Genomic DNA, 13,167 nt, shown 5'->3' on the forward strand with positions numbered 1-13,167 from the left:
AATTCCTGTTCCATGGAGTGTGAGTCCCTGTGGAGGACTCTGGTTGCAAAAAAATGAGTACAGACCGTTACAAACCAGGAATTTTAGAACAATGGGGGCGCCGAGTCCTCATTTCCTTCCGTTCGAACGCGAAAACCGACGAAACATTGCAGGTCAGTTTTTCCAAAGCTTCTAGAAGGTACCTTTTTTGGGGTGGATTTTGGTCGTTTTGGATTGGTTTTTTTCCTTCCATCGCCTTTGTTTATCTTTCCATTTACCTCCCTCCCTTTTCGTTGTATTCCTTTCCTTCTCTCTCTTACGAGGGATTATTTGGTTTCCTTAGTCTTCTAACGATTGTTACTGTAATAGAATTTTACCTTCTCTTTCGATTAGGGTTTTATTTGTCCTACCAAATGGCGAAGGCTGCAGACATGGAACTTGCAGACGAACCAGAACTCATCACTCCTATCCCCGGAATGATGGCAAGACTCGTTTTAGAAATCCCTGACCCAAGAATCCGTTTGTATGGAATTGACCCTTACAAACATTTGAATGAAAGGGCATTATTCTTTCGAACCTTACTTTACAAAAGTAAGGTTTTTTTATCAAATATCATCGCAAAACTTTTGTTAAAAGTGATATTAGGAAGAACAGGTTTACGTTTTATCATTGAATACATCTCAGGCCCCATCACTGGGATTTGGGACGGAGTGACCACTTACATCATTTTATTAGAACTTAGGAAACGAATCATCACAAGAAAACTTGCCGATTCTATTTTACTCCAAATCAAATCTAAAAAAAGAAATCCTAATTTGATCGAATCGGTACTTCGCTCTGTTGCCCTTTCGATTGTGTACACCAAAACCTTCCATCCTAATTTTGAATATTTGCTCTTTGGTCTTCTTGGGCTTTTGTCTAAAAAAGAACATTTGCAAAACCTAGATGATTGGGATGCCTTTGTGGAATCCTTTCAATTGTTAAACGATGAGGAAAAAAAATGGCCCATTTCCGTTTTTGCCATTTGTTCCTCCTTCGATGGGAAATTAAATGTGGAAGAACTCCATGCATTTAGCGCACTCACTCACCTCTCCCCATCCTGGATTTTGGAACGAGTGCGGCATTTGAGTGAAACCATCCAAAATGGGGAACTTTCAGAATCTTTTCTTTGGATGGAAAAAATCCTTCCACAAGAAAGAAACTCTGAATAGGATGAATCCTAGTCTAAAAGAAACATAGGAGAAAATATGGCACAAGTAACACTCAAAGGAAATCCCGTTCCTCTAGAAGGATCCATCCCAAAACCTGGAGACAAAGCTCCTGATTTTAAAGTCGCCAAACAAGATTTAAGTGATATTACGTTAAAAGATTTAGCAGGAAAGGTTAAAATCCTTGTTGCGGTTCCGAGTCTTGACACTCCAGTCTGTGCCATTGAAACTAAAAAATTCAACGAAAAAGTCGCAAAGGAAAATGGAATCACAACACTCATCATTTCAGGTGATTTACCATTTGCGATGAAACGATTTTGTACGACGGAAGGGATCAATTCCGATAACCTGATCACAGGTTCACAGTTTAAGGACTTTTCCTTTTCCAAAAACTATGGAACTCATATTTCTAGTGGGCCACTCGCAGGTCTATCGGCAAGAGCAGTGTTTGTAGTGGACAAAGACGATGTTGTACGATACACGGAGCTTGTTCCTGAAATTGGAAGTGAGCCAAACTACGATACCGTACTTGCCGAAGCTAAGAAACTTGTTTAGTTAATGTATGGATTTGGCAAGGAAGGTTTAATCTTTCTGCCAAATCTTTGATTTTCGCAACCAAATCTAAATCAAAACTAAAAAACACGACTCGCCAATCATTTTCCGCGTTCAAAATACACTGCAATGTGTATTCCAAAGCGGCATCTCTTCTAACCAAATCCATATGACGGAAAGGCTCATCTAACAATAAATAGGGGATATTGAATTGATTTCCTATTCGAAACGCATACTCCAAACGTAATACAAAGGAAACTTGTTCTTTTGTACCTGTGGACAATTGAGCAAAGGAAAATTGCCCCTCCTTTGGATCACTAGTGACTTGGATTTCATCGGAAAAACCATTCCATTGGATTTGTTTGGAGGGAAGTGTCCCTTTGATGGCATCCATCCTTGTTTGTAAGGCACGAACGAGGGAAGACATTTTGTCTGTACTTTCAGCTTGCATCTCGGAAAAAATACCAATGAGCACTTCAAAGGCTTGGAAATTTTTTTCCAATTCGGCTTTCTTTTTTTCTTTTGCTTCTAATTTCTTTTTTGAGTTTTCCCATTCTTTTTGGGCAGGGACCATTTGGGATTCTAAAACAGCCTTACCCGTATCCAATTTTTTTTCTAATTCGACAATCTTTGTTTCCAAACTTCGAATGAGTTCCGTTAGTTCTTTCATTCGATTCTCTATCTTTTGTTTGGTGGTGCGATCTTCTGGTTGGAATTGTTTACCGATTCCTTTTTTTTCCCAATCGCTCAATTTATCTTTGATTTTGAGTTTGAGTGATTCGATCCCATCCGTTTCCCATTTTTTCACTTCTATGAATAATGTATCTTCGAGTGTTTTGATTTTATCTCTTCGCAATCGAATCTGCACTAAAGTTTCGCTGAGTTCGGCAATGGAGCTCACACCCAGTTTTTGAAACAAAGAATTGAGTTCTTTTTCTTTTTCCTCTAAGGATTCTTTTTCCTTTTTGATTTGGTTTTCTTGGATTTGTAACTCCGATTCCAGTTTGGAAACCATATCTGCCAAATTTTGTAATTCTAGTTTTTGTTTTGTGTATTCTCTTTCATACCTTTGGAAAATTAGGTGCAGAGAATCCAAATGAAGGGAATCGGGTTTCCACTCTCCCAATGTTTTGGTTTCCATTTCACTGGCAATACGACGAACCATTTCATTCCATTTGGATTCGTCCTTTTCCAATTTTGTTTCTTTCATCTTCATTCCAAAAAACAAACTAAGGGTAAAAAATAAACCAAGTGGAATATAAAACCAATTTCCAAACTCAGAAAAAAGTAATGTGACGAGCGTAACAAGGAAGAAAAAGAACGAACCGATCGCCAAACTTCTGTATAATGGATTCCAAATGGTTTTGGGAATGACAGGAAAATCTTCTTGGAATTTGCGTAAAACATCTTTCCAAGTTTCAAAAAACTGAAAATATGAATCTAATTTTTGGAATTTGGATTCCAAATTGGACTTGGTAGCGATAGTGGATTCTTTTCCCGATTCTAATTCCTTTTTTCGTTCTTTGATCGAGATTAATTTTTGATTGGTTGATCGTATGGATTCTTCGATTTGTTTTGTTTGTTTTTCGGAATCATTTTGCAAAAATTGTGCATCTTTTTTTTTCTCAATCGATAACATTTCCCATTGTAAGATCTGATTGTAGACTCGGTCTGATTCTGTGTGATATTCCCTTTCTTTTAAATCTTCAAATTGTTTTTGTAGGTCAGTGTTTTCCAATTGTAAGGATTCCAATTCTTGTTTTTTGAATTGTTTCTCATTTTCCCAAGTGGGAAGTTCAGCAAATTGGTTTGCAATTTGGTTTAAAGTTCTTTCTGATTCATCAAACTTTCGTTTGGCGGTATCCAATTCAGACAACGCCAGATTCCAATCCTTCACTACTTTACGATTCCCTGTTTTGGCAACTTGTAGTTCTGCTTGTTCTTTGAGATGATTTGGATTGTAACCGCTGTCAAAGATGGATTGTTCGATGACCGAAGTCAATTCACTATCCGAACTGACCTCCATATTCCCTTCTCTAATGACTAATGAATTTAAAAATAAATTTGGTGCAAGGTTCTGTTTTTCAATCCCTAAATCAGAATTTCGATTCTCTTGGTATCTCTCATTTAAAATTTTTCCATATTTCTTCGATCCTGTAACCTTTACAAGTGCGGAAACAAAGGCATCTAAAATCGTTGTTTTTCCTGATTCATTTGGCCCAGTAAACACAGTGACTTTTTGGATCGGAAATTCTTTTGCAGAAAAAATTCCAAAGTTTTCTAATGATAACTTCATTTCACTTTTCCTCCATCCAATATAAATCGGATTCCAGTGACTCGAGTGTGTCGCCACAAACTAGCATCCATTTGGTGTTTTCGTTCGTTCATTTTGTCCAGGAATTGTTTGATAAACTCATTTTCGGATATATTTTGGATGACAACGATTTGTGATTCATCGGGATCAAATTCACAAATTCGAAATTTATGTTTCCAATCTTTTTGTATTGTTTCTTGGAATTTCTGTTTTCCATCCATGGAATCAACATAACCAACAAATCGAAAACAGATCCAATCGTTTGAAAGAGCGTTTGCCAAATACTCTTCTACACTCAGATCTGGATTCCCATCCGTATCCAAACTAACAGTAATTTCGCGGTATTCACCTGCCGATTTCCAAGATAAAAATTCTGTCCGAACCATTCCATTTTGAACATCGAGTAAAATCCCACCTCTTGGTCCAAACTCACCCTTTCGCCAGACGCGAGAAGATCCCGCATATCCCACGTTACACTTTCCTACGGTTCCAAATCGATGTCGATGTAAGTGACCGATGGCTAAATAATCCAAACCCAAGGATTGGATTAAATTAAAATCTAAGTAAGAACCTCCCTCTTCCTCTTCTTCTTGTAAGCCAGTGAAGCTCATTCCTGAAACGGTCCCATGCGCAAGTCCCATTCGGATGGGAGTTTTTTTAGGTGGAGGTGGATTTAATAGAATTTCGGAATAATTTTCTTGGTGAGGGATGGCCACAAATTCAATTCCATCCTCTTCCCATAAAGTAAAAGGTGTTTGGTCCAATACCTTTACTTTTTTGGACCAATCGTAGGCAGCGTAAGAGTTATGATTGCCTTTTCTTTCTAAAATTTCATGGTTCCCTGGCAAAAAATAAACCTGTCCCGAATACGCTGATACTTGTTTTAAAAAGGGAGCCCGTAAGGTTTCTAAATCAGGGAAGGTATTAAACAAATCCCCACAGAAAAAAACTTTCGTACAAGATTTGGATTCTGCAGTTTCTAAAATTTCTTTTAGAACATTCAGGGAATAGTTCTCTTCTTCTTTGGTGGCAGAGGAAAGGTGGAGGTCAGATACTTGTAAGTACTTCATATGTCGTTGTTTCAGGGAGAGTTTACCTCTCCCCTAGGACAAAGTACAGAAGTTCTCAAAAAAAAGCAAGGCTCGGTTAAACGACTCGGTCTTTTTTGAATCCTGAAATCTGATCTTTCGAAAACCCCAATTGGGTTAAAATATCCTCGGTATGTTCTCCATGTTCCGGTGGGTCATTTCGATAGACAAATGGAGTTTCTGAAAAATGAAATGGAGATCCAAATTGTAAAATTGGTCCATACTTAGGGTGATTCCTTTCGAGAATCATCCCACGTTCTTTCATATTGGCATCTTCAGACACTTCCTTCATATTCAAAATGGGAGAAAGGCAAGCATCCGTATTATCAAATATGGGTTGCAAATCGGCAAAGGTTTTTGATTTAAAAAAATCAGTTAACTTTTGTTTGATGATAGCAAAATTTTCTTCTGTCATTGGATGGTCTTTGGTTAAGGTATCCATCCCAGCTGCTCTTAAGAAAGTTTGGAAAAACATATCTTCCAAAGCACCTAGGGCAACATAACGACCTTCTTTTGTTTCATACACATTATAATTTGGTAATTTACCAGATAGGATATCATTGCCTGCTTCGGGAGAAACACCAGATGCGGATAAAATCCCTCCGTACAAAGCAATGAATTGAAGGGAGGCATCGGTCATCGAGATATCAATTTTTTGTCCTTTGCCTGTTTTTTCTCGGTAGTACAAAGCGGCAAGGATGGCAGAAAGAGCAGTGAGTGTTCCCCCACCGACATCGGCCATTTGGAACCCAGCCGGTCTCGGTGGATTTCCTGTTTGGTCAAGCACACCAGAGATGGCCAAATAATTCAAATCATGACCCGCAAAGTCTACATACTTACCACTCGTCCCGTATCCGGAGATCCCACAGTAAATCAAACGAGGGAATTTTTCTTTTAAGACATCATAACCGATTCCCATTTTATCCATTCCATCGGGACGAAATCCTTCCAAAAGGATATCTGCATCTTCTAAGAGTTTGAACAAAATCTCTTTGGCTTGCTCTCTCTTTAAGTTGAGTGTGATCGCTTTTTTATTTCGATTGAGCATCATAAAAAGAGCAGGATAACCTGTTTTCCCTTTGAACATTGCTCGCGACCCATCATAAGCGCGTGGGTTTTCGACTTTAATCACCTCGGCTCCCATATCAGCAAGGTGTTGGGAACAAAGGGGGCCTGGAAGGAGTAAGGACAAATCAACGACTTTCACTCCTGAGAGTGGTCCTTTTTTGTTTGGATTTAGATTGTCTTGCTTCATATTTTATTGCATATCCTGGAAATTTTTTTCTAATTTGGGGCTTTTTTCTCGTAGAATAAAGAGGGAGAACCCTAAATGGGATTCATAAGAGGACAATTCGGATTCGTGTTCAAACTGAAATTCACCCATGTTCTCTTCTTATTCACCACTCTATTTGTCTCCTGCCAATCGGTAACTCCTGTTAATTTGCAGATGTTGTTCGGTTCCTTTTTTGTATCAGCAACCGGACAAGGTTCTGTCATTTACGAAGCTCCCAATTTTTTATTCACGAGTGAAAATGGAAAACAAGCAGAATTCAACCTTCGTTTGAACATGGAACCAAACAGTTCAGTGAGAATTGGTCCGATTACCATCTCCGATCCAACGGAAGCTGTACTTGTCTCGGATACTTTCATCAACTTTACCGAAGAGGATTGGAACGAGCCACATATCGTTCGTTTGGTGGGAATTGACGATCCTTTCTCAGATGGAAATCAAAATTACCGTGTACAATTGGGTAGTATTTTAACTTCCGACATACGATTTTCCACTCAAAGCTTACCTGTACTACTTGTTGTCAATACAGACAATGAATCCTCGGGTGTAGCAGCAAGTCCCGTATTTGGCCTTCTCACTTCCGAGACAGGAGAAACTGGTCAAATCTCTTATGTATTACAAACACGTCCAATGCAGGATGTTTACCTTCGCAATTTTGTATCCAGTGACACTACGGAAGCAACCGTCGAATCTGTAGAGTTAGTATTTACGCCTAACAACTGGGATGTGCCACAATCAGTGACAGTCACGGGAGTCGATGACTTCAGTGTGGATAATAGTAACTTTCAAATTTCTGCTGATGCCACGGTCTCCATGGACCCAGCTTATTTGGGTAAGGTTGTACCAATCATTACTGGCACAAATGTTGATAATGACATCGCAGGGTTCACCGTTGTGAATCTCTCGGGACTCACGACAACGGAGGCAGGAGGTGCCATTAGTTTCGGCGTGGTACTCAACACGCTCCCGACCCATTCGGTTACCATTCCCTCTATTGTTGCTACACCTACCACAGAAAGCTCCATAAGTCCTACAACGCTTACCTTTGCCCCAGGGGAATGGTTCACTCCAAAGATCGTCACAGTCACAGGAGTGGATGAATTCATAGTGGATGGCTCACAAACTGTCACGATCGTATCCAGTGCCGCCACTTCTACTGACTCAGATTACAATGGTTTGGCGGGACCTGTTTTTCCATCTGTGACCAACACTGACAATGATGTTCCTGGTTTTGTCCTCACTCCTCCAGGAAGCCTGAGTATTTCGGAAAATGGAGGTGTTCTGAATTTTAACATCCATCTTTCCTCACAACCTCCACCTGGGTTCACTGTGACTTTAACAGGAATTAATGAAAACAATTCCATTACCAATGTAAATACAAGTTCTTTGGTGTTTACAAATGCCAATTGGAATCTCGACCAAACAATCCAAATCACAACAAACAATAATGATGTGGATGAAGATACAAGAACCGTTACTTTACAATTTGGATCAGTGGATACAGGTGGTAGCGCCGATCCAGTTTACAATGCGATCCCTCCACCAACTCAAGTGAGTTTTTCTGTCACAGATGATGATACAGCAGGGATTACTGTTACCCCTGTTGGAGGACTTGTGGTCCACGAAAATGGAACTCCTTTTACCGAAACATTCACTGTCGTTTTGAATTCGCAACCAACACAAACCGTAAATATTCCTACCATCTCATCAAGTAATACCGCAGAAATCACGGTCTCACCTTCGAGTTTGTCATTCACCACGGCAAATTGGAATACACCACAAACTGTGACCTTAACATCTGTGTTAGATGGAAGTGATGATGGAGATCAGAATGTAAACATCAATTTATCCAATACATCCTCCACCGATCCCAAATACAATTCAATCGTCATTGCCTCGGTCACTGCAATCAATACCGATAGCAATGAACCCTTGGTGCGAATCCAAAACCTATCTGCATCTTCTATCGTGGAAGATGGAACTTCTACCATCACCTTTGAGATTCGTTTGTCTTTAAAACCGAATGCAAATGTGACCATTGGACCCATCACATCCTCCGATGGAACCGAAGCAGTCTTACTGAATAGCACGTCCGGTGTGGCCGCATCTCGCACTCTTACTTTCACTCCTACCAATGCACAAGTCGCCAATTATTCGGGAAACACAAGTGAAAGTGGATGGGACGTCCCGCAAACCATCACCATCCGTTCTGTTGCCGATTCATTTGATGACGGGAACCTTCCAGTGACCATTCACATCCCACAGGCAAGTGGTTCCTATTTTACAGGTTTGTATCCAACAGGAGCAGTGCCAGGTTATACGGATACAAACGGAAATTTGGTGGTCACAGTCACCGATAATGACACGAAAGGATTCACCTTTTCCACAACTACTTTGAACCTAACAGAAGGTGATGTCGATGGTACGTTTACAGTCCGATTGAATGCCGCACCATGTGACACTCCAGGGAACTTAGCGGTATGTGCCAGCGGTTCTGTCACCATTCCCATTTCGGCTGAAACGTTTTCTTTGCCCGACTCCGCACAGTACACAGTCTCCCCCGCAAACCTTACATTCACACACACAAACTTTGTTACACCACAAACAGTCACTGTCACTGTTGTCAATGATTCGATCAATGAATCCAACACAAGGACCCATACACTTACGTTAGGTGCCATCTCTGGATCGGGAACAGATTATGAAGGGATGAACCCAAGTGATGTTACGATCAACATCACCGATAACGACAATCCATCTCCTAAAATTCTTTTCACTTTGGATTCAGGACAACCTTACTTCACAACGGAATCTGGATTTTCTACGTTTTATAGTTTGCGACTGGGTAGCCGTCCCATACCAGGAAATTCCGTGACAGTGACCTTATCCACATCTGACACGACAGAAGGGATGATCAATGACAGCGGAACTCCCGCTAGCTCTAAACAGTATATTTTTGATGAAACCAATTGGAGCACTTCAATCCCTGTCGAAATAGTGGGAGTGTTAGACATATTGAGTGATGGCAATATAAATTTTAACATTACGGTCTCAGGGGCCGAAACTGGCTCTTTTCCCAGTTGGTATGATAGTTTTGTGGGAAGTAATGGCACAACAGCCAATCTAGTGAATTACAGTGTATCCGAAAACCCCGTCACTGTCGTCACCCCTCAGTCTATGGTTCGGGCCGAAAATGCAGTTGCCTTTTCCATTTATATCTTACTCAGCCAAGCGCCGACAGATGACGTGACAATACCCATTTCCATATCTTCTAGTTTTCCGTGTACTCTCTTTACGGGACCCACAGTATCGCAGTTCACACTCTCCACAAACACGATCACCCTTACAAGTGCCAATTGGAATACTGTCGGTGCACACAATACCATCACTGTCACACCGTTTGACGATTCAGTGGATGATGGGAATGTCACTTGTCCAATTGTTGTTGGTAACGTATCTTCAAGCGATGGATTTTTTAATGGTGTGAATCCATTCCCTTCTGCCAATTACCCCGAACTCACGTTAAACGACAATGATGCAGCGGGTATCACGACATCTGGTTTTTCACCATCCACAGTGATCACTTCCCAATCAGGAGCCAGTTCTGAATTTTACATCCATCTCAATTCCCAACCAACATCTGATGTCACCATCAATTTGAGTGCGGCACCTGGTGGACTTGTTTCCTTTCCCACGGCACCTTTGACATTCACTCCATCCAATTTTGGAACAGGACAACTTGTCACCATTCTTGGCCAAAACACAGCCGATCTTTCAGATGTAAATTATAACATCACACCTCAAATCACTTCCAGTGAATCAGGGACTGGATTTTCCCCTTCTACCATTTACAGTGCACTCACTCCTAGCACCATTCCAGGTGTCCATATTTACAATCTTTATGATATCATCCCTTGCACAGATCCAAATCCGATGGTGGCTTGCGGGACTTCACCCAACGGTTCTGGAGGGCTTGTCACTTCACCTAACTTGGTCACATCGGAACTTGGTGCCCAGTCCCGTTTCCAATTACGATTTCGGGCCCGACCGACTTCCAATGTAACAATCGGTGTCGCAAGCTCCAATGCCTCGGAGGGAACAACAGCAGTACCAAACGTGACATTCACTCCCACAAATTGGAACACCTTTCAAAATATTGTGATCACAGGCGTGGATGATGGTTTGGTGGATGGGAATGTTTTGTATTCCATTTTGTTTGGATCTCTTACCGGAGGTGGGACAGGATTCAATGGAGAGAGTTTGCCAAACGTGACTGTCACCAACCAAGACAATGACTAATTAGAAAAGATCCTTATCCGATCCATTCGTCTATATGGCAATCGATCCAAAGGCATCCTAGCCGAATCGTGATCAGAAATCGTTTCGAAATTACCTGGAATTGGAAGTGAGCCTAATTTCGATACCGTACCTGCCGAAGCCAAAAAACTCGTGCAGATTGTCACACTGATTGTGTCATTGCACATAACCTTGTTTTTTTAATATATCCAAGGCATCCGTTCCTAACTCTTGTTTGTTTTCATAGGTTTTTTTAAGCCCCCCCTCTTTCCAGAAATGAACCTTTGTTTGTGGGTGGATGATGGGCCGAAAGGATTGTGATTCGTATAACAGATCACAGTCTTTCGAACAAGCAGAAAGGTTCACTCCAAAATACCCTACGTGAATTTCCGATTTGGGAACTTGGTTTTTCCCAAACCAAACTTTAAATTCAGGAAAACTCACATCTGGATACACTTCAAAACTGATTTGGAATGGAGTTTGGTCTTGTGTACGGAGTTTGATCAACCGACCTTTCTCCTCTATTAAAACATTGGATGGAAGATTTGCCATTCGTAATGTCCCACTCGGTACTGTGATTTGGATTTCCGTATCTTTTTCTAACGGACTTGGATGCACCCAAAGATGGTATAAGGGAAGTTTTGGTTCCATGGAACGAATCTGTTTCCAAAACCTCTGGATCTTTTTTTCCAAATTACCATTTAACTTTAACTCTGCGATCGATTGGATTTGGTTGATTCGGATTGGGGAAATTTGATTTGGATCAGAATTTGTATCAAAATACAAATAAAACTCATTTCCCACAGATCCTTGCCAAAATTTTCCCAATTCATGAAATCGGTAAGACCTTTGTAGTAAAAACTCGTTTCCTTCGCCATACCCTTGTGTAAACCGAGTCTCTCCGTAGTAGGTTCGTTTGGTGGTCTCTTTCCCTTCTATGATGGGACGCAATGATAACCCATGGATGTTTTTTGGAATCGGAATGCCAATATAATCAAGAACCGTTGGATACAAATCAATGGAACGAGTCATAGACGGAACGGCTTTTTTAAAACTGGAATTTGGTAATTTGATGAGGAGTGGCACATGGATGTTTTCCAAAAACAAATCTTGTCCATGCCCATAAAAGGTATTGGTTCCTGTAAAAGGAGAAATTGCATGGGAGGCATGCATCACTTCCCCATGATCGGCTGTGATGAGGATGAGTGAATTCTCCCAAAGTCCTTTTGTTTTGATGGCTTCAAAGACCTTTCCCAATTCTTCGTCAACAAATGCCACCTCTCCTAAATAATTCAATTTACGCTCATCTAACACTTCTTTGGTTAAAATGCGGCTCGTAAATCCAGGAGGTGGTGTATAAGGTTTGTGCGGGTCGTTATAATTGAGAAATAAAAAAAAAGGATTATTTTTCGATACAACTTCTTCGATCACTTCCATTGTTTTGTTTGTGATCTTCTTTGTATCTTCGCCGTAATTCGAAAAATCATATAAAAAATCAAATCCGACATCCACCCCAAGTCCGAACCTATCGGTCAAAAACGGATTGTTTCCTACCATATAAGTAGTGTAATGGGAAGATTTTAAAAGTTTTGGAAGTGGTTTTTTCTCAGAACGATAGAATGCCTCTGTCTCTGATTTTGTTGTGGGATAGTCCCAAAAATTAACAGGATTGGCGGAAGCATACTTTCCTGTAAAAAACACAAGTGTAGAAGGCCTGGTCCATGCAGCATTTACCAAATGGTAATCAAACTGAACCCCCTCTTTTGCAAACAAATCTAAGTTAGGTGTGACATTATAGCGTCCAATGATATCCCCTCGAAGGGAATCGATCACGATCCAAATCACATTCGGTTTGGAGGATGTTTCTTTAGCATTTTTGATTCCATTCCCTTCTCCACTGAACTCTAAACCATTTTCAGAAACAGAACTTTCTTTTTGGCAAAAAGGAAGGAAAACAAAAACGATGATAATAAATATCGTATGAAAAGAAAGTGAACTTCGAAATAAAAAGTTTTTAATTGAAAAAGAAGGGAATTCTTTCAAGAGTTAACGTCAAACATCTGCAAGGCGGTAAGCCATACACCTACCAGGATAAACGAGATCCCAAGCCATTGTGTAAAATTCAAACGTTCTTTAAAAAACACGGACGACGCAATGAGTACGATGATAAATCCGCTGGAAGTAAACACAGGGTATGCTAATGAAAGTTTTAATCCTTTACCTAACACATATCGATATCCGAGTAATGCCAAACCAAAACTGGCAAGCCCCGCAATGAAATACGGATTGAATACCGTAAACACAAGGTTCCAAAAACCATCTCCAGGTGTGACTTGTTTGTCCTGCATAGAAGATGTTTTGATTAAAATATTCGCCAATGCATTGAAGAATACAGCTATACAGAAGAAGAGGATGACTTGGAATTGCATGGGATAGAGA

Annotated in this window: 8 protein-coding genes; 3 read left to right on the plus strand and 5 right to left on the minus strand. The window is 40.5% G+C overall.

The genetic code is table 11. From position 1 onward, the window contains the following. Positions 1-53: 53 nt before the first annotated feature. Complete coding sequence (locus LEPBI_RS14225) at positions 54-1,190, plus strand: LBF_2804 family protein (RefSeq protein ID WP_187148059.1); 1,137 nt, start codon at positions 54-56, stop codon at positions 1,188-1,190. Positions 1,191-1,226: 36 nt separating this feature from the next. Further along, positions 1,227-1,742: a thiol peroxidase gene (tpx, locus tag LEPBI_RS14230; RefSeq protein WP_012389831.1), complete on the plus strand. Its 516-nt coding sequence runs from the start codon at positions 1,227-1,229 to the stop codon at positions 1,740-1,742. Here the strand turns inward: tpx and LEPBI_RS14235 are convergent. The 3 genes from LEPBI_RS14235 to LEPBI_RS14245 all read right to left on the minus strand — a co-directional run bounded on the left by LEPBI_RS14235 (position 1,726) and on the right by LEPBI_RS14245 (position 6,396). Beyond that, a complete protein-coding gene (locus LEPBI_RS14235; protein ID WP_012389832.1) occupies positions 1,726-4,035 on the minus strand; it encodes an ATP-binding protein in 2,310 nt (769 codons plus the stop codon). The two genes, tpx and LEPBI_RS14235, sit on opposite strands and share 17 nt — an antisense overlap. Then, positions 4,032-5,123: a metallophosphoesterase family protein gene (locus LEPBI_RS14240; RefSeq protein WP_012389833.1), complete on the minus strand. Its 1,092-nt coding sequence runs from the start codon at positions 5,121-5,123 to the stop codon at positions 4,032-4,034. Before LEPBI_RS14240 ends, LEPBI_RS14235 begins: the two co-directional genes overlap by 4 nt. Before the next feature lie 76 nt (positions 5,124-5,199). Beyond that, positions 5,200-6,396, minus strand: a complete 1,197-nt coding sequence (locus LEPBI_RS14245) for a CaiB/BaiF CoA transferase family protein (protein ID WP_012476403.1) — start codon at positions 6,394-6,396, stop codon at positions 5,200-5,202. 75 nt (positions 6,397-6,471) lie between these two features. Between LEPBI_RS14245 and LEPBI_RS14250 the strand changes: the two genes are divergently transcribed. Continuing rightward, positions 6,472-10,731: a beta strand repeat-containing protein gene (locus LEPBI_RS14250; RefSeq protein ID WP_012389835.1), complete on the plus strand. Its 4,260-nt coding sequence runs from the start codon at positions 6,472-6,474 to the stop codon at positions 10,729-10,731. 174 nt (positions 10,732-10,905) lie between these two features. Here LEPBI_RS14250 and LEPBI_RS14260 read toward each other — a convergent pair whose 3' ends face one another. Beyond that, positions 10,906-12,771, minus strand: a complete 1,866-nt coding sequence (locus LEPBI_RS14260; RefSeq protein ID WP_012389836.1) for a sulfatase — start codon at positions 12,769-12,771, stop codon at positions 10,906-10,908. Beyond that, entirely contained in the window at positions 12,768-13,157 is a 390-nt protein-coding gene (locus tag LEPBI_RS14265; RefSeq protein ID WP_012389837.1) for a DMT family transporter, read from the minus strand. Before LEPBI_RS14265 ends, LEPBI_RS14260 begins: the two co-directional genes overlap by 4 nt. Positions 13,158-13,167 lie beyond the last annotated feature (10 nt).

The organism is Leptospira biflexa serovar Patoc strain 'Patoc 1 (Paris)' (genome assembly GCF_000017685.1).
GTDB lineage: Bacteria > Spirochaetota > Leptospiria > Leptospirales > Leptospiraceae > Leptospira_A > Leptospira_A biflexa.